Below are 18,372 nucleotides of genomic sequence, written 5' to 3' on the forward strand. Positions count from 1 at the left end.
GTGCAAGTAGAGGCGGGTCGGATTCAGCAAGCGCGCTGCCGGTCCGGAGCACACCGCCTCTCGGCTCTAGGGGATCGATGACCGAGTATGGCCGGGGCTACGGCTCCGAACCGTGGCATCCCGAGGACCCGCTCTACGGTGAGCAGGGTGCCTCCAGAGGCCAGGCGCAGCAGCCCCAGTGGGACGGACAGCAGGCCGCCCGGTATCCCCAGCAGCACGCCGACCCGTATGCCGAGCAGCAGTACAACGGCGGCTGGGGCGGTACGCAGGGCGGGCAGCTGCCGTACGACCCGTACGACCCCTACGGGCAGCAGCCGCCGGTCGACCCGTACAGCGGGACGAGCCCCGACTACTACGCCACCCCCGACGCCTATCCGCCGCCACAGCCGCAGCATCTGCAGCAGCAGGCGCAACAGCAGCAGATGCAGCAGCAACAGCAGCAGTACCAGCAGGCGCCGCATCCGCAGCAGCAGAGCCCGCAGTATCCGCAGCAGCCGGAGCCGCAGCCGCACTACGAGGACGGCGACGGTCCCGGTGACGACTGGCGGGCCGAGCCGGAGCCCCGCGAGCCGGAGCCGGAGCATGCGTTCTTCGCGGGCGACGGCGGGGACGGCGACCACGACGACAACGACCCGCGCGAGGCGCGCCGGGCCGGCCGCGAGCGCCGCAACAAGAAGAACAAGCGGCGCAGCGGCACCGCCTGCCTGGTCGTCGCGCTGGTCTTCGCCGGAGCCGTGGGCGCGGTCGGCTACTTCGGCTATGACTTCTTCATGGCCCACTTCGGCTCGGCCCCCGACTACGAGGGGGAGGGGTCCGGCGAGATCCAGGTCGACATTCCGGACGGTTCGACGCTCTCGGAAATGGGCCAGATCCTTCAGCGCGAGGGCGTCGTCAAGAGCCCCGGAGCCTTCACCGAGGCGGCCGGTGAGAACCAGAAGGCGAACAGCATGCAGCCGGGGACGTACACGCTGCGCAAGCAGATGTCGGGCGCCGCGGCCATCGACCTGATGCTGGATCCCAAGAGCCGTAACGGCCTCACGATCCGTGAGGGGCTGCGGGCCGGCGACGTCTACAAGCTCATCGACCAAAAGCTGCACCTCAAGGCGGGCACGACCAAGGGCGTGGCGAAGAGCGACGTCAAGAGCCTCGGGCTGCCGTCGTGGGCCAATGACTCGCCGAAGATAAAGGACCCGCTGGAGGGATTCCTCTACCCGTCGACCTACAGCGTCGGCGGAAAGGTGAAGCCGGCCGCGGTCCTCAAGCAGATGGTGGCGAGGGCGAACCAGGTGTACACGAGGTACGACCTGGAAGGGAAAGCCCGCCGGCTCAAGCTCGACTCGCCGATGCAGCTGCTGACCGTCGCCAGCCTCACGCAGGCCGAAGGCAAGTACAAGCATGACTTCGTCAAGGTCGCGCGCGTCGTCTACAACCGACTCAAGCCGAACAACACCGAGACGTACGGCCTGCTGGACTTCGACTCGACGGTGAATTACGCGAAATCCCAGAGCACGCTGGACACCGGCTCCGTCGACAACCTGCGGAATTTCAACGATCCCTACAACACCTACAAGTTCAAGGGACTGCCGCCGGGCCCGATCGGCAACCCGGGTGAAGTGGCGCTCAAGTCGGCCATCGCCCCGGCCAAGGGCAACTGGTACTACTTCGTCTCGATCAACCCGGAAAAGACGCTGTTCGCCGAGACGAACGAAGAGCACGAGCGCAACCGGCGCATCTACGAAAAGGAACAAGAGAAAAACAAGCAATGAGCGCCACACGCCGAGCCGCGGTCCTCGGCTCTCCGATTGCCCACTCCCTCTCGCCGGTGCTGCACCGCGCCGCCTACCGGGAACTGGGGCTGAGCGAGTGGACGTACGACCGCCACGAGGTCGACGAAGCGGCGCTGCCCGCCTTCATGGAGCGCCTGGACGCCACCTGGGCGGGTCTCTCGCTGACCATGCCGCTCAAGCGGGCGGTGATCCCGCTGCTCGACGAGGTCAGCCCGACGGCGTCCTCGGTCGAGGCGGTGAACACCGTCGTCCTCGCCGCCGACGGGCGCCGCCTGGGCGACAACACCGACATCCCCGGCATGCTCGCCGCGCTGCGCGAACGCGGGGTGCGGCAGGTCGAGCAGGCGTCGGTGCTGGGCGCGGGCGCCACCGCCTCCTCGGCGCTCGCCGCGCTCTCCCGTATCTGCACCGGTGAGGTCACCGCATACGTCCGCAGCCGGGCACGCGCCGACGAGATGCGCGGCTGGGGCGAGCGGCTGGGCGTCACGGTCCGCACCGCCGCCTGGGAGGACGCCGCGGCGGCCTTCGAGGCGCCGCTGACCATCGCGACCACCCCGGCGGGCACCACCGACGCGCTCGCCGCCGCCGTCCCCGACCGGCCCGGCACGCTCTTCGACGTCCTGTACGAGCCCTGGCCGACGACGCTGGCCACCGCCTGGGCCGCCCGCGGCGGCGCCGTGGTGGGCGGTCTCGACCTGCTGGTCCACCAGGCCGTACTGCAGGTGGAGCAGATGACGGGGCGGTCCCCGGCGCCCCTGGCCGCGATGCGCAAGGCCGGGGAGGCGGCGCTCGCCGCCCGCTGACCCGCCCGGTCCGGCCCGCCCCGGTTCCCCGCTGTCCGCGCGTGCCCGGTCCGCCCCCTGGACTGGGCGCCGCCCCCCGCCCGCGACGTGGGAGGATCGGGGGGGAAGACCGTACGCGGATGAGCAGTACATGAGGAGCACCGTTGAGCAGGTTGCGCTGGCTGACGGCGGGGGAGTCGCACGGCCCCGCACTCGTGGCGACGCTGGAAGGCCTTCCGGCCGGAGTCCCGATCACCACGGAGCTGGTGGCGGACGCCCTGGCCCGGCGCCGGCTCGGCTATGGCCGCGGTGCCCGGATGAAGTTCGAGCAGGACGAGGTCACGTTCCTGGGCGGGGTGCGGCACGGCCTGTCGCTGGGCTCGCCGGTGGCCGTGATGGTCGGCAACACCGAGTGGCCCAAGTGGGAGCAGGTGATGGCGGCCGACCCGGTGGACCCGGAGGAGCTGGCCGCACTCGCCCGTAACGCACCGCTGACCCGTCCCCGCCCCGGCCACGCCGACCTCGCCGGTATGCAGAAGTACGGCTTCGACGAGGCCCGCCCGATCCTGGAGCGCGCCTCCGCCCGCGAGACCGCCGCCCGGGTCGCCCTGGGCGCGGTGGCCCGCTCCTTCCTCAAGGAGACGGCCGGTATCGAGATCGTCTCGCACGTCGTTGAGCTGGCCGCGGCCAAGGCCCCGTACGGGGTCTACCCGAAGCCCTCCGACGTCGAGCGGCTGGATGCCGACCCGGTGCGCTGCCTGGACGCGGACGCGAGCAAGGCGATGGTCGCCGAGATCGACCAGGCCCACAAGGACGGCGACACCCTCGGCGGTGTGGTCGAGGTGCTGGCGTACGGCGTACCGGTGGGCCTGGGCTCCCATGTGCACTGGGACCGGCGCCTGGACGCCCGGCTGGCCGCCGCGCTCATGGGCATCCAGGCGATCAAGGGTGTCGAGGTCGGCGACGGCTTCGACCTGGCCCGGGTGCCCGGCTCGAAGGCCCACGACGAGATCGTCTCGACCGACGACGGCATCAAGCGCAGCTCGGGCCGCTCCGGTGGCACCGAGGGCGGGCTGACCACCGGCGAGCTGCTGCGGGTGCGTGCCGCGATGAAGCCGATCGCGACGGTGCCGAAGGCGCTGGCGACCATCGACGTGAGCACCGGTGAGGCGGCCAAGGCGCACCACCAGCGCTCGGACGTCTGCGCCGTGCCGGCCGCGGGCATCGTCGCCGAGGCGATGGTGGCCCTGGTCCTGGCGGACGCGGTGGTGGAGAAGTTCGGCGGCGACAGCGTGCCGGAGACCCGCCGCAATGTGCAGACCTACCTCGACCACCTGGCGATCCGATGACGTCGCCGGTCGTCGTGCTGATCGGCCCGCCCGGGGCCGGCAAGTCGACGGTGGGCGCGCTGCTGGCCGAGCGGCTGGACGTCGGCTACCGGGACACCGACGCCGATATCGTCGCCACGGCCGGCCGGCCGATCGCCGAGATCTTCATCGACGAGGGCGAGCCGTACTTCCGCGAACTGGAGCGGACGGCGGTGCGCGAGGCGCTGGAGAGTCACCCCGGGGTGCTCTCGCTCGGCGGCGGCGCGATCCTGGACGACGGCACCCGCACGCTGCTGACCGGGCTGCCGGTGGTCTTCCTGGACGTACAACTCGCCGACGCCGTCAAGCGGGTGGGCCTGGACGCGCCCCGCCCGCTGCTGGCCGTCAACCCCCGCAAGCAGTGGCGCGAGCTGATGGAGCACCGCCGCCCGCTGTACACCGCGGCCGCGCGTGCCGTGATCGAAACGGGGGAGCACACCCCCGAGCAGGTCGCCGAGGCGATCCTGGACGCTTTGGAGCTACGGCAGGCCGCGGGGAGCCCGCGGGCCGCCCACAGGGAGGAACAGGCATGACGGAGCAGGCCACCCGTATCCAGGTCGGCGGCACGGCGGGCACCGATCCGTACGAGGTGCTTGTCGGGCGGCAGCTGCTCGGCGAACTCGCGGGCCTGATCGGTGAGAGCGCGAAGCGGGTGGCGGTGCTGCACCCGGAGGCGCTGGCCGCCACCGGCGAGGCGCTGCGCGAGGACCTGGCCTCCCAGGGCTACGAGGCGATCGCCATCCAGCTGCCGAACGCCGAGGAGTCCAAGACCGCCGAGGTCGCGGCGTACTGCTGGAAGGCGCTCGGACAGTCCGGCTTCACCCGCAGCGATGTGATCGTCGGCGTCGGCGGCGGCGCCACCACCGACCTGGCCGGCTTCGTCGCCGCGACCTGGCTGCGCGGGGTCCGCTGGATCGCGGTGCCGACGACGGTGCTGGGCATGGTGGACGCGGCGGTCGGCGGCAAGACCGGCATCAACACCGCCGAGGGCAAGAACCTCGTCGGCGCCTTCCACCCGCCGGCCGGGGTGCTCTGCGACCTGGCCGCGCTGGACTCGCTGCCGGTCAACGACTACGTCTCCGGTCTGGCCGAGGTCATCAAGGCCGGCTTCATCGCCGACCCGGCGATCCTCGACCTGATCGAGTCGGACCCGGAGGGCGCCAAGCGCCCGGACGGTGCGCACACCGCCGAGCTGATCGAGCGGGCCATCCGGGTCAAGGCCGAGGTCGTCTCCGCGGACCTCAAGGAGTCCGGCCTGCGCGAAATCCTCAACTACGGCCACACCCTCGCGCACGCCATCGAGAAGAACGAGCGCTACAACTGGCGGCACGGCGCGGCCGTCTCCGTCGGTATGGTCTTCGCCGCCGAGCTCGGCCGGATCGCCGGCCGCCTGGACGACGCCACCGCCGACCGGCACCGCTCCGTGCTGGAGTCCGTCGGACTGCCGCTGACCTACCGCGGCGACCAGTGGCCCAAGCTGCTGGAGACGATGAAGGTCGACAAGAAGTCCCGCGGCGACCGGCTGCGCTTCATCGTCCTGGACGGCCTCGCCAAGCCGACCGTCCTGGAGGGCCCGGACCCGGCCATGCTGCTCGCCGCACACGCGGAGATCGCGGCATGAGTGGCACGACGAACCGGCGGGTGCTCGTCCTCAACGGGCCCAACCTCGGCCGGCTGGGCTCCCGTGAGCCCGAGGTCTACGGCGCCACCTCCTACGCCGGACTGGTCCAGGAGTGCGCCAGGCTCGGCAAGGAGCTGGGCTTCGAGGCCGAGGTCCGGGAGACCAACGACGAGGCCGAGATGATCCGCTGGCTGCACGAGGCCGCCGACGGATCGCTCCCGGTCGTCATCAACCCGGGTGCCTTCACGCACTACTCGTACGCCATGCGGGACGCGGCCGCCCAGCGCACCGCCCCGCTGATCGAGGTGCACATCTCGAACCCGTACGCCCGCGAGGAGTTCCGCCACCACTCGGTCATCGCGGCCGTCGCCAGCGGCACGGTCGCCGGCTTCGGCATCGGCTCCTACCGCCTCGCGCTCCGTGCGCTGGCCGAGGAACTGAACGGCTGACGCCCCCCGGACGCCCTCTGGAGGGCGCCTTTCCCCGCCCCCGGCCGTTCCCGCACCGAGCGCCGGGGGCAGCGGGCGCTCCCTGCCGCGTCCGGGAGGGTACCGTTCGCAGCAGCACCCACCCACGCCGACGGCCGTGGGGCACAACGGCCCCTCCGGGCCGCCGGGTTGGTGACCGACAGACGCACGGGGCAGCCGAGCCCCGGTGCCTGGGGGCACCCCATCGGGCGTGAGCCGGAGGAGCACCGCACCACTTCGACTGCACGAGTCGACCGCACGAGACGGAGAGCCACCGGATGCACTATGCAGTGGGGGCTCCGCTGCCACCGCCCCACGGGCAGGCATCACCCGGCGCCGCCATGAACTGGACGCCCCACCCGGGACAGCACACCCCGCCCACCTCGCCGTCGGCCCCGGCCGCCCCGCCTCCGCCCGCGCAGCAGCCCGCCCCCGGTCAGGGCGGGCACGGGCCCGCGCACCGGCAGGCCCCGACCGTGCCGCACGGCACGGACCTCACCGGCCATGTCCAGCTGCCCCCGGGCGCCCCGGTGCCGCTGCCCAGCCCGCCCACCGACACCACGGCGCCGGACGCCGCGCATGCGGCCGTCGCGGTGCTGCTCATCGGCCCTGCCGGGGCCGGCAAGACCAGCGTGGCGCGTCACTGGGCCGACACCCGGCGGGTGCCGACCGCGCACATCAGCCTCGACGACGTCCGCGAATGGGTCCGGTCCGGTTTCGCCGACCCGCAGGCCGGCTGGAACGACCATTCCGAGGCGCAGTACCGCCTCGCCCGCCGCACCTGCGGTTTCGCGGCCCGCAACTTCCTTGCCAACGGCATCTCCTGCATCCTCGACGACGCCGTCTTCCCCGACCGGCCGGTCATCGGTCTGGGCGGCTGGAAGCGCCATGTAGGACCCGGCCTGCTGCCGATCGTGCTGCTGCCCGGCCTGGAGATCGTCCTGGAGCGCAACGCCCGGCGCACCGGCAACCGCCGGCTGTCCGACGAAGAGGTGGCGAGGATCCACGGACGGATGGCCGGATGGTACGGCTCCGGCCTGCCGATCATCGACAACTCCCAGCACGACGTCGCCACGACGGTACGGGTGCTGGACGACGTCGTCGCCCGCAGCATCGCCAGCCCGCCGAGCTGGTAGCGGCCGCGGCCGCCCGGTCCCCCGGGCGGCCCCGCTCGACCGGCCGCCCCGGGGGAGCCGCCGTACGCTCGTGATATGTCCGAGTTGCACGCGGCCCGACGCACGCGGCTGCGCGACCGCGTAGCCGGGGCCGGAAGTGCCGCCGCACTGATCTCGCGCCCCGCGAACGTCCGCTACCTCACCGGCTGCGCGCCGCCCGGCGCCGCGCTGCTGCTGGGCCCGGCCGACGAGGTGCTGCTGTGCGGCAGGCCGCTGAGCGGTGATCCCGCCGAGGGCCGGCCGGCCGATGACATACGGGTGTCGGTGCTGCCGACCCGTGGCGGCGACCCGGTGGTGGCCGGCGCCGACCTCGCCGCGACGGCCGGCGCGGACACCCTGGCCGTCGAGGAGCACCACCTCACCGTCACCCGGCACCGTGCGCTCTCCCAGGTCGCGCCCCGGCTGCGGCTGACCGACCTGGCCTGCGCCGTCGAGGGGCAGCGGCTGGTGAAGGACGACGACGAGATCGCCTGTCTGCGGATCGCCGCGGAGATCGCCGACCAGGCCCTGGGGGAACTGCTGGAATCGATCCTGGTCGGCCGCACCGAGCGGCATCTGGCACTGGAACTGGAGCGCCGGCTGGTGGACCACGGCGCGGACGGCCCGGCCTTCCCCACCTCCGTCGCGACCGGCCCGAACGCCGGCCGCCCCGGGCATCTGCCCACCGACCGACGGGTCGAGGAGGGTGACTTCCTCAGTGTCTGCCTGGGCGCCAATTACCGCGGCTACCGCTGTGAGATCGGCCGGACCTTCGTCATCGGCACCACGCCCTCGGACTGGCAGATCGAACTGTACGATCTCGTTTTCGCAGCCCAGCGGGCCGGGCGCGAGGCACTAGCGCCGGGTGTGGAGTGCCGCGAGGTGGACCGGGTGACCCGCCATGTGCTGGACGCCGCGGGGTACGGGGAGCGGCTGGGAGCATGGACCGGGCACGGTGTGGGGCTCGAAATCGACGAGGACCCTCAATTGTCCCCTGCCGCCATGGGTAAACTGGACGCTTGCGTGCCGGTCACCGTCGAGCCGGGGGTTCACATCCCGGGCCGTGGGGGTGTCCGGATCGACGACACACTCGTCGTCCGCCCCGAGGCGGACGGCGGACCCGAGCTACTCACGATCACGACCAAGGAGCTGCTCGCGCTGTGAGCCCCACGGCTTGCGGCGTACGGCCCCGAGGTACCCACCACCTGCAGTCCAGGAGATTCCGCAACCGTGGCTTCCACGAACGACCTCAAGAACGGCCTGGTGCTCAAGCTCGAAGGGGGCCAGCTCTGGTCCGTCGTCGAGTTCCAGCACGTCAAGCCCGGTAAGGGCCCGGCCTTCGTCCGCACCAAGCTGAAGAACGTGCTCTCCGGCAAGGTGGTGGACAAGACCTTCAACGCCGGCGTGAAGGTCGAGACGGCCACTGTCGACAAGCGCGGGATGCAGTTCTCGTACATGGACGGCGAGTACTTCGTCTTCATGGACATGGACACCTACGACCAGCTGATGGTCGACCGCAAGGCCGTCGGTGACGCCGCGAACTTCCTCCTCGAGGGCTTCGAGGCCGTCGTGGCGCAGCACGAGGGCGAGGTGCTCTACGTCGAGCTGCCGGCCGCCGTCGAGCTCGTCATCCAGCACACCGAGCCCGGCGTCCAGGGCGACCGCTCCACCGGCGGCTCCAAGCCCGCCACGCTGGAGACCGGCTACGAGATCCAGGTGCCGCTCTTCATCACCGAGGGCGAGAAGATCAAGGTCGACACCCGCACCGGCGACTACCTCGGCCGGGTGAACAGCTAACCGTGGCTGCCCGCACCAAGGCCCGTAAGCGCGCCTTCCAGATACTCTTCGAGGCCGACCAGCGCGGTGCCGATGTGCAGTCCGTGCTCGCGGACTGGATGCGGCACGCCCGGACCGACCCCCGGCAGCCGCCGGTGAACGAATACACCCTGCAGTTGGTCGAGGGGTACGCGGACCATGTCGCCCGGATCGACGAGCTGATCTCCACCTACGCGGTCGACTGGGACCTGGACCGGATGCCCGCGGCCGACCGCAGCATCCTGCGGCTCGGCGCCTATGAGCTGCTCTGGGTGGACGACACACCGGACGCGGTGGCGATCGACGAAGCCGTGCAGCTCGCCAGGGAGTTCTCCACGGACGATTCCCCGGCCTTCGTCAACGGCCTCCTCGGCCGGTTCAAGGAGCTGAAGCCGAGCCTGCGGCGCGAGGCGTAGGCGGTCGGCAGAGCGTGTGAACGGGCCCGGAGCGAAGGGCGGTGCTCCGGGCCCTTCGCATGCCCGCAGAAGGCCGTACGGGGGCTCTCCTGGCGCACTGTCCGCGCGCCGTGTGCGCCGTCCGTGCGCCGGTACACAGAAGCCGCCGCCCCGGAGGCCCGGAGCGGCGGCACGTTTCTGCAGGTGGTGCGGTGGATCAGAGCTCGTCGTGCTGCACGGCACGGCGCGCTTCCGCATCCAGCACGCCCCAGCTGATCAGCTGCTCGGTCAGCACCGAGGGCGACTGGTCGTAGATGACCGCGAGGGTGCGCAGGTCGTCCTGGCGGATCGAGAGGACCTTGCCGTTGTAGTCACCGCGCTGGCTCTGGATGGTGGCGGCGTAGCGCTGCAGCGGGCCGGCCTTCTCCTGCGGGACATGGGCCAGGCGCTCCAGGTCGAGCACCAGCTTCGGCGGCGGCTCGGCCGCTCCGCCCGGTGTCGTCCCCGGCAGCAGTTCCTGCACCGGAACGCCGTAGAAGTCCGCCAGCTCGGCAAGGCGCTGCACGGTCACGGCACGGTCGCCGCGCTCGTACGAACCCACCACCACGGCCTTCCAGCGGCCCTGGGACTTCTCCTCGACGCCGTGGAGAGAAAGGCCCTGCTGGGTGCGGATGGCGCGGAGCTTGGCCCCGAGCTGTTTGGCGTATTCGCTGGACATAAAACTCCCCAGACGGCTGTATCGACATGCGGCTCCGCCGCGGGCTGGTAACTCACTGTGAGGTTACGCAGCGTAATCTGACTTCGTCAAGCGGAACGGGGCAGACCCTCACCCGTCAGGGGTGCGGACCGCTCCTGTGAGGGGCCCTGATAGCCTGGGCTGCGTAATTCCGACGTCCTTTAAGGTCCGTCCCGTGAGGCGGAGAAGGAGGTCCGTTTCATATGGACGCAAGCAGTTCCGACACGACGGCTCAGCTCCCCGCACGCCCGGTGCTCGAAGGCCCGGACATCGCGCGGATGCTCACCCGTATCGCCCACGAGATCGTCGAGCGCGCCAAGGGCGCGGACGATGTGGTGCTCCTGGGGATCCCCACCCGCGGCGTCTTCCTCGCCCGGCGGCTCGCCGCCAAGCTCGAAGAGATCACCGGCCGCACGGTCCCGGTCGGCTCGCTCGACATCACGATGTACCGCGACGACCTGCGCCTGGGCCCGGCCCGCACGCTCGCCCGCACGGACATCCCCGCCGACGGCATCGAAGGACGCGTCGTCCTGCTCGTCGACGACGTGCTCTTCTCCGGACGCACCATCCGCGCCGCGCTGGACGCGCTGGGCGACATCGGACGGCCGCGCGCCGTACAGCTGGCGGTCCTCGTCGACCGCGGCCACCGCGAACTGCCGATCCGTGCCGACTACGTAGGCAAGAACCTCCCCACGTCGCTGCGGGAGACGGTCAAGGTCCAGCTCACCGAGGAGGACGGCCGGGACGCCGTGCTGCTCGGCGTGAAGCACCCCGCCCCGGCCGGCGAGCGATAGCGCACCGCGCACGGACCCGGTGACCCCGGGTCCGCAGGCATGCCCGCTCGACGGATATTCCCGTACACCTCCTTCACTCACGGAGAAAACCGGATGAAGCGTCACCTCATCTCGGCCGCCGATCTCACGCGCGACGACGCCGTCCTGATCCTCGACACCGCCGAGGAGATGGCCCGGGTCGCCGACCGGCCGATCAAGAAGCTCCCCACCCTGCGCGGACGCACCGTCGTCAACCTCTTCTTCGAGGACTCGACGCGCACCCGCATCTCCTTCGAGGCCGCGGCCAAGCGCCTCTCCGCCGATGTCATCAACTTCTCCGCCAAGGGCTCGTCGGTCTCCAAGGGCGAGTCGCTCAAGGACACCGCCCTCACCCTGGAGGCGATGGGCGCGGACGCCGTCGTCATCCGGCACCACGACTCCGGCGCCCCGCACCGCCTGGCGACCTCCGGCTGGATCGGCGGCTCCGTGGTCAACGCCGGTGACGGCACCCATGAACACCCCACCCAGGCGCTGCTCGACGCCTTCACGATGCGCCGCCGGCTCGTCGGCGCCGACGCGGGCCTGGGCCAGGACCTCGCCGGCCGCCGCATCACCGTCGTCGGCGACATCCTGCACAGCCGGGTCGCCCGCTCCAACGTCCACCTGCTGACCACCCTCGGCGCCGAGGTCACCCTGGTCGCGCCGCCGACGCTGGTACCGATCGGGGTGGAGCAGTGGCCCTGCGAGGTCTCCTACGACCTCGACGCCGTGCTCGCCAAGTCCGACGCGGTGATGATGCTGCGCGTCCAGCGCGAGCGGATGAACGCGGCGTTCTTCCCGACCGAGCGGGAGTACGCGCGGCGCTACGGCCTCGACGGCGACCGGATGGCCCGGATGCCCGAGCACGCGATCGTGATGCACCCCGGCCCGATGAACCGCGGCATGGAGATCACCGCCCAGGTCGCCGACTCGCCCCGCTGCACCGCCGTCGAACAGGTCGCCAACGGGGTCAGCATCCGGATGGCCGTCCTCTATCTGCTTCTGGGCGGCAACGAGCCCGCCCTGACCGCCGGCAACGGCACCAGCATTCGCACCGAGGAGAGCAAGTAACCATGAGCAAGACCCTGATTCGCGGCGCGAAGATCCTCGGTGGCGAACCGCAGGACGTGCTGATCGACGGCGAGATCATCGCGGAGGTCGGGAGCGGGCTGAGCGCCGAGGGCGCGCAGGTCATCGAGGCCGACGACAAGATCCTGCTGCCGGGCCTGGTCGACCTGCACACCCATCTGCGCGAGCCGGGCCGCGAGGACTCCGAGACCGTGCTGACCGGCACCAAGGCGGCCGCCGTCGGCGGCTTCACCGCCGTCCACGCCATGGCCAACACCTTCCCCGTCGCGGACACCGCCGGCGTCGTCGAGCAGGTCTGGCGGCTGGGCAAGGAGTCCGGCTACTGCGACGTCCAGCCGGTCGGTGCGGTCACCGTCGGCCTGGAGGGCAAGAAGCTCGCCGAGCTCGGCGCGATGCACGACTCCGCGGCCGGTGTCCGGGTCTTCTCCGACGACGGCAAGTGCGTGGACGACGCCGTGATCATGCGGCGCGCCCTGGAGTACGTGAAGGCCTTCGACGGAGTCGTCGCCCAGCACGCCCAGGAGCCCCGGCTCACCGAGGGCGCCCAGATGAACGAGGGCATCGTCTCCGCCGAGCTGGGCCTGGGCGGCTGGCCCGCGGTCGCCGAGGAGTCGATCATCGCCCGCGATGTGCTGCTCGCCGCGCACGTCGGCTCCCGGGTGCACATCTGCCACCTGTCCACGGCCGGCTCGGTCGAGATCGTCCGCTGGGCGAAGTCCAAGGGCTGGAACGTCACCGCCGAGGTCACCCCGCACCACCTGCTGCTCACCGACGAACTGGTCCGCAGCTACAACCCCGTCTACAAGGTGAACCCGCCGCTGCGCACCGAGGCCGACGTGCTGGCGCTGCGCGAAGCGCTCGCCGACGGCACGATCGACTGTGTCGCCACCGACCACGCCCCGCACCCGCACGAGGACAAGGACTGCGAGTGGGGCGCGGCGGCCATGGGCATGGTCGGCCTGGAGACCGCGCTCTCCGTCGTCCAGCACACGATGGTCGACAGCGGGCTGCTGGACTGGGCCGGCGTCGCCGACCGGATGTCGTTCCGCCCGGCGCACATCGGCCGCCTGGAGGGCCACGGCCGTCCCGTCTCGGCTGGTGAGCCCGCCAACCTCATGCTGCTCGACTCCGCTTACCGTGGAGAGGTGGACCCCGCGGGCTTCGCCTCCCGCAGCCGCAACACCCCCTACGAGGGCCGTGAGCTGCCGGGGCGTGTCACCCACACCTTCCTGCGGGGCCGGGCAACGGTCGTCGACGGGAAGCTGGCGTGACACCTCCACTGAGCACCGTGGCCGCGGCGCAGCACTCCGCTCCGGTCACCGACTGGGCCGCACGGATCGGCTGGGTCGCCGGCCTGCTGGTCTTCGTCGCCTTCGTCTACTGGCTGATGCGCCAGGGCTGGAAGTGGCGTGGCACGCTCCAGGGCGATCTGCCCGAGCTGCCGTCCGCGCCCGACGACCCCGGCGCCCCGCTGCTGACCCTGTCGGGCCGCTATCACGGCTCCACCACCGCCGGGCAGTGGCTCGACCGGATCGTGGCGCGCGGCCTGGGGACCCGTAGCCGCGCCGAGCTGACCCTGACCGACCGGGGACTGGACGTCGTACGGCCGGGCGCGGCGGACTTCTTCGTGCCGGCCACCGCGCTGCGCGGCGCCCGCCTCGACAAGGGCATCGCCGGCAAGGTCCTGACCGAGGGCGGCCTGCTGATCGTCACCTGGGAGCACGGCGGCCGGCAGCTCGACTCCGGCTTCCGCGCCGACCGGGCGGACACGCACCCGGCCTGGGTCGAGGCCGTCAACCGGCTGAGCACCACCGAGCACACCACCAGCACCACCGAGCACACCGAAACGGAAGGCGCACGATGACGACCTCCACCAGGGGCACCGCCCACGGCACAAGGGGGCTCCCCGCCGTACTCGTCCTGGAGGACGGCCGCTCCTTCCGCGGCCGCGCCTACGGGGCCGTGGGGGAGACCTTCGGCGAGGCGGTGTTCTCCACCGGCATGACCGGCTACCAGGAGACGCTGACCGACCCGTCCTACCACCGCCAGGTCGTCGTCATGACCGCCCCGCACATCGGCAACACCGGGGTGAACGACGAGGACTCCGAGTCGCAGCGGATCTGGGTGGCCGGCTACGTCGTCCGCGACCCCGCCCGTATCCCGTCCAACTGGCGCTCGGTGCGCTCCCTCGACGACGAACTGGTCGCCCAGGGCGTCGTCGGCATCAGCGGCGTCGACACCCGTGCCCTGACCCGCCACCTGCGCGAGCGCGGTGCCATGCGGGTCGGCATCTTCTCCGGCGACGCGCTGCCCGACGAGGGCACGATGCTGGCCAAGGTCCGCCAGGCCCCCGAGATGCAGGGCGCCGACCTGTCCACGCAGGTCGCCACCAAGGAGTCCTACGTCGTCCCGGCGATCGGCCCCGACGGCGGAGCCGTCCCGATCGGCGCTGCGAAGTTCACCGTCGCCGCGATCGACCTGGGCATCAAGGGCATGACCCCGCACCGGATGGCCGAGCGCGGCATCGAGGTGCACGTCCTGCCGGCCACCGCCACCGTCGAGGACGTCTACGCCGTGAACCCCGACGGCGTGTTCTTCTCCAACGGCCCCGGCGACCCGGCCACCGCCGACCACCCGGTCTCCGTGATGCAGGGCGTCCTGGAGCGCAAGACGCCGCTGTTCGGCATCTGCTTCGGCAACCAGATCCTGGGCCGCGCGCTGGGCTTCGGCACGTTCAAGCTCAAGTACGGGCACCGCGGCATCAACCAGCCGGTGCAGGACCGCACGACCGGCAAGGTCGAGGTCACCGCGCACAACCACGGATTCGCCGTCGACGCCCCGCTCGACACCGTCTCCGACACCCCCTTCGGCCGCGCCGAGGTCTCCCACGTCTGCCTCAACGACAACGTGGTGGAGGGCCTGCACCTCCTCGACCAGCCGGCCTTCAGTGTCCAGTACCACCCCGAAGCCGCCGCGGGTCCGCACGACGCCGCGTACCTTTTCGACCGCTTCGTATCCCTGATGGAGGGCCAGCGTGCCTAAGCGCACCGATATCCAGTCCGTCCTGGTCATCGGCTCCGGCCCGATCGTCATCGGCCAGGCCGCCGAGTTCGACTACTCCGGTACCCAGGCGTGCCGCATCCTCAAGGCCGAGGGCCTGCGCGTCATCCTGGTGAACTCCAACCCGGCGACGATCATGACCGACCCGGAGATCGCCGACGCCACCTATGTCGAGCCGATCACCCCGGACTTCGTCGAGAAGATCATCGCCAAGGAGCGCCCGGACGCCCTGCTGCCCACCCTGGGCGGCCAGACGGCGCTGAACACCGCGATCTCGCTGCACGAGTCCGGCACCCTCGACAAGTACGGCGTCGAGCTGATCGGCGCCAATGTCGAGGCGATCAACAAGGGTGAGGACCGCGACCTGTTCAAGGACGTCGTCGAGGCGGTCCACGCCAAGATCGGCCACGGTGAGTCCGCCCGCTCGGTCATCTGCCACTCCATGGACGACGTCCTCGCGGGCGTCGACGAGCTCGGCGGCTACCCCGTCGTCGTCCGCCCCTCCTTCACCATGGGCGGCGCCGGCTCCGGCTTCGCGCACGACGAGGAGGAGCTGCGCCGGATCGCCGGCCAGGGCCTGACGCTCTCGCCGACCACCGAGGTCCTTCTGGAGGAGTCCATCCTCGGCTGGAAGGAGTACGAGCTGGAGCTGATGCGCGACAAGAACGACAACGTCGTGGTCGTCTGCTCCATCGAGAACTTCGACCCGATGGGTGTGCACACCGGTGACTCGATCACCGTCGCCCCGGCGATGACGCTCACCGACCGCGAGTACCAGACCCTGCGGGACATCGGCATCGCCGTCATCCGCGAGGTCGGCGTCGACACCGGCGGCTGCAACATCCAGTTCGCGGTCAACCCGGAGGACGGCCGGGTCATCGTCATCGAGATGAACCCGCGCGTCTCGCGCTCCTCGGCGCTGGCCTCCAAGGCCACCGGCTTCCCGATCGCGAAGATCGCCGCCCGGCTCGCCGTCGGCTACACCCTCGACGAGATCCCCAACGACATCACCGAGAAGACCCCGGCCTCCTTCGAGCCGACCCTCGACTATGTCGTCGTCAAGGTGCCGCGGTTCGCCTTCGAGAAGTTCCCGGCCGCCGATGCCACGCTCACCACGACCATGAAGTCGGTCGGCGAGGCCATGGCCATCGGCCGCAACTTCCCCGAGGCACTGAACAAGGCCCTGCGTTCGCTGGAGAAGAAGGGCAGCCAGTTCGACTTCCTGACCGAGCCGGGCGAGAAGGCCGCGCTGCTGGAGAAGGCCCAGGTCCCCACCGACGGCCGGATCAACACCGTCATGGAGGCGATCCGGGCCGGCGCCACGCCCCAGGAGGTCTTCGACGCCACGAAGATCGACCCCTGGTTCGTCGACCAGCTCTTCCTCGTCAAGGAGATCGCCGACGAGATCGCGGCCGCCGAAAAGCTCCACCCTGAGATCCTTGCGGACGCAAAGCGCTACGGCTTCTCCGACGCCCAGATCGCCGCGATCCGCGGGCTGCGCGAGGACGTCGTCCGCGAGGTCCGGCACGCCCTCGGTGTCCGCCCGGTCTACAAGACGGTCGACACCTGCGCCGCCGAATTCGCCGCGAAGACCCCGTACTTCTACTCCTCCTACGACGAGGAGACCGAGGTCGCGCCCCGCGAGAAGCCGGCCGTGATCATCCTCGGCTCCGGCCCCAACCGCATCGGCCAGGGCATCGAGTTCGACTACTCCTGCGTCCACGCCTCGTTCGCGCTCAGCGACGCCGGCTACGAGACCGTGATGGTCAACTGCAACCCGGAGACCGTCTCGACGGACTACGACACCTCCGACCGCCTGTACTTCGAGCCGCTGACGCTGGAAGACGTGCTGGAGATCGTGCACGCCGAGACCCAGGCAGGACCGGTCGCCGGCGTCATCGTCCAGCTCGGCGGCCAGACCCCGCTGGGCCTGGCGCAGGCGCTCAAGGACAACGGCGTGCCGATCGTCGGCACCTCGCCCGAGGCGATCGACCTCGCCGAGGAGCGAGGCGCCTTCGGCCGGGTGCTCACCGAGGCCGGACTGCCCGCGCCCAAGTACGGCACCGCCTTCTCCTTCGACGAGGCCCGGCGGATCGCCGCCGAGATCGGCTACCCGGTCATGGTCCGCCCGTCCTACGTGCTCGGCGGCCGCGGTATGGAGATCGTCTACGACGAGCCGTCGCTCGGCGAGTACCTCACCCGCCACGCCGGCCTGATCGACCGGCACCCGGTCCTCATCGACCGGTTCCTCGACGACGCCATCGAGATCGACGTCGACGCGCTCTACGACGGCCACGAGCTCTACCTCGGCGGCGTCATGGAGCACATCGAGGAGGCCGGCATCCACTCCGGCGACTCCGCCTGTGCCCTGCCCCCGATCACGCTCGGCGGCTACGACATCAAGCGGCTGCGCACCTCGACGGAGGCCATCGCCAAGGGCGTCGGCGTCCGCGGACTGATCAACATCCAGTTCGCGATGGCCGGCGACATCCTCTACGTCCTGGAGGCGAACCCCCGCGCCTCCCGTACGGTTCCCTTCACCTCGAAGGCCACCGCCGTGCCGCTGGCCAAGGCCGCCGCCCGGATCTCGCTGGGCGCCACCATCGCCGAGCTGCGTGCCGAGGGCATGCTGCCCAGGACGGGCGACGGCGGCACCCTGCCGCTGGACGCGCCGATCTCGGTGAAGGAAGCCGTGATGCCCTGGTCGCGGTTCCGCGACATCCACGGCCGCGGTGTGGACACCGTTCTCGGCCCGGAGATGCGCTCCACCGGCGAGGTCATGGGCATCGACTCGGTCTTCGGCACCGCCTACGCCAAGTCGCAGTCCGGCGCCTACGGGGCCCTGCCCACCAAGGGCCGGGCGTTCGTCTCCGTCGCCAACCGCGACAAGCGCTCGATGATCTTCCCGGCCCGTGAGCTGGTCGCGCACGGCTTCGAACTGCTCGCCACCTCCGGCACCGCCGAGGTGCTGCGCCGCAACGGCATCAACGCCACGGTGGTGCGCAAGCAGTCCGAGGGCGAGGGTCCGGACGGTGAGAAGACCATCGTCCAGCTCATCCACGACGGCCAGGTCGACCTGATCGTCAACACCCCCTACGGGACAGGTGGCCGGCTCGACGGCTACGACATCCGTACCGCGGCGGTGGCCCGCGCCGTGCCCTGCCTGACCACGGTCCAGGCGCTGGCCGCCGCGGTCCAGGGCATCGAGGCGATGTCCCGCGGCGACGTGGGGGTGCGTTCCCTCCAGGAACACGCCGAACATCTCACCGCGGCCCGCGAGGAGTAGC

The 18,372-nt window shown here is 71.1% G+C and carries 17 protein-coding genes; 16 read left to right on the forward strand and 1 reads right to left on the reverse strand.

Annotation, left to right across the window (positions count from 1 at the left end):
- The first annotated feature begins 77 nt into the window (after positions 1-77).
- From mltG to nusB, 10 genes are all read left to right on the forward strand, one after another.
- On the forward strand, positions 78-1,766 hold the full coding sequence (mltG, locus tag OHS81_RS30700) for an endolytic transglycosylase MltG (RefSeq protein WP_328388604.1): 1,689 nt from the start codon (positions 78-80) through the stop codon (positions 1,764-1,766).
- On the forward strand, positions 1,763-2,590 hold the full coding sequence (locus tag OHS81_RS30705; protein WP_328388606.1) for a shikimate dehydrogenase: 828 nt from the start codon (positions 1,763-1,765) through the stop codon (positions 2,588-2,590). The genes mltG and OHS81_RS30705 overlap by 4 nt, the downstream gene beginning before the upstream one ends.
- 143 nt (positions 2,591-2,733) lie before the next feature.
- The gene (aroC, locus tag OHS81_RS30710; protein ID WP_328388608.1) at positions 2,734-3,918 is read left to right on the forward strand and encodes a chorismate synthase; all 1,185 of its coding nucleotides are present in this window, start codon (positions 2,734-2,736) and stop codon (positions 3,916-3,918) included.
- Positions 3,915-4,469 (forward strand): shikimate kinase, encoded by a 555-nt coding sequence (locus OHS81_RS30715; RefSeq protein WP_328388610.1) that lies wholly within the window; start codon positions 3,915-3,917, stop codon positions 4,467-4,469. The genes aroC and OHS81_RS30715 overlap by 4 nt, the downstream gene beginning before the upstream one ends.
- Positions 4,466-5,557 carry a 3-dehydroquinate synthase gene (gene aroB, locus OHS81_RS30720; protein WP_328388612.1) on the forward strand — a complete coding sequence of 364 codons (1,092 nt, stop codon included), beginning with the start codon at positions 4,466-4,468 and terminating at the stop codon, positions 5,555-5,557. The genes OHS81_RS30715 and aroB overlap by 4 nt, the downstream gene beginning before the upstream one ends.
- Positions 5,554-6,006: a type II 3-dehydroquinate dehydratase gene (gene aroQ / locus OHS81_RS30725; RefSeq protein ID WP_328388614.1), complete on the forward strand. Its 453-nt coding sequence runs from the start codon at positions 5,554-5,556 to the stop codon at positions 6,004-6,006. Before aroB ends, aroQ begins: the two co-directional genes overlap by 4 nt.
- Positions 6,007-6,302: 296 nt before the next feature.
- A complete protein-coding gene (locus OHS81_RS30730; RefSeq protein ID WP_328388616.1) occupies positions 6,303-7,160 on the forward strand; it encodes a Pro-rich N-terminal domain-containing protein in 858 nt (285 codons plus the stop codon).
- A 75-nt stretch (positions 7,161-7,235) separates the two neighbouring features.
- Positions 7,236-8,342 (forward strand): aminopeptidase P family protein, encoded by a 1,107-nt coding sequence (locus tag OHS81_RS30735; protein WP_328388618.1) that lies wholly within the window; start codon positions 7,236-7,238, stop codon positions 8,340-8,342.
- A 66-nt stretch (positions 8,343-8,408) separates the two neighbouring features.
- On the forward strand, positions 8,409-8,975 hold the full coding sequence (gene efp / locus OHS81_RS30740) for an elongation factor P (RefSeq protein ID WP_030076436.1): 567 nt from the start codon (positions 8,409-8,411) through the stop codon (positions 8,973-8,975).
- A gap of 2 nt (positions 8,976-8,977) precedes the next feature.
- Positions 8,978-9,409 carry a transcription antitermination factor NusB gene (gene nusB, locus OHS81_RS30745; RefSeq protein ID WP_328388620.1) on the forward strand — a complete coding sequence of 144 codons (432 nt, stop codon included), beginning with the start codon at positions 8,978-8,980 and terminating at the stop codon, positions 9,407-9,409.
- Between the two features lie 196 nt (positions 9,410-9,605).
- Here the strand turns inward: nusB and bldD are convergent, their stop codons facing one another.
- Entirely contained in the window at positions 9,606-10,106 is a 501-nt protein-coding gene (bldD, locus tag OHS81_RS30750) for a transcriptional regulator BldD (protein ID WP_030076442.1), read from the reverse strand.
- Between the two features lie 221 nt (positions 10,107-10,327).
- Here bldD and pyrR point away from each other — a divergent pair, with 221 nt between their 5' ends.
- The 6 genes from pyrR (at position 10,328) to carB (ending at position 18,371) form a co-directional block, all read left to right on the forward strand.
- Entirely contained in the window at positions 10,328-10,918 is a 591-nt protein-coding gene (gene pyrR / locus OHS81_RS30755; protein WP_328388623.1) for a bifunctional pyr operon transcriptional regulator/uracil phosphoribosyltransferase PyrR, read from the forward strand.
- A 93-nt stretch (positions 10,919-11,011) separates the two neighbouring features.
- On the forward strand, positions 11,012-12,007 hold the full coding sequence (locus OHS81_RS30760) for an aspartate carbamoyltransferase catalytic subunit (RefSeq protein WP_328388625.1): 996 nt from the start codon (positions 11,012-11,014) through the stop codon (positions 12,005-12,007).
- A gap of 2 nt (positions 12,008-12,009) precedes the next feature.
- A complete protein-coding gene (locus OHS81_RS30765; protein WP_328388627.1) occupies positions 12,010-13,296 on the forward strand; it encodes a dihydroorotase in 1,287 nt (428 codons plus the stop codon).
- On the forward strand, positions 13,293-13,889 hold the full coding sequence (locus OHS81_RS30770) for a PH-like domain-containing protein (protein ID WP_328388629.1): 597 nt from the start codon (positions 13,293-13,295) through the stop codon (positions 13,887-13,889). The genes OHS81_RS30765 and OHS81_RS30770 overlap by 4 nt, the downstream gene beginning before the upstream one ends.
- Positions 13,886-15,067, forward strand: a complete 1,182-nt coding sequence (carA, locus tag OHS81_RS30775) for a glutamine-hydrolyzing carbamoyl-phosphate synthase small subunit (protein ID WP_328388631.1) — start codon at positions 13,886-13,888, stop codon at positions 15,065-15,067. Before OHS81_RS30770 ends, carA begins: the two co-directional genes overlap by 4 nt.
- Positions 15,060-18,371: a carbamoyl-phosphate synthase large subunit gene (gene carB, locus OHS81_RS30780; protein ID WP_328388633.1), complete on the forward strand. Its 3,312-nt coding sequence runs from the start codon at positions 15,060-15,062 to the stop codon at positions 18,369-18,371. Before carA ends, carB begins: the two co-directional genes overlap by 8 nt.
- Position 18,372 lies beyond the last annotated feature (1 nt).

Source organism: Streptomyces sp. NBC_00400 (assembly GCF_036048035.1).
Classification (GTDB): domain Bacteria; phylum Actinomycetota; class Actinomycetes; order Streptomycetales; family Streptomycetaceae; genus Streptomyces.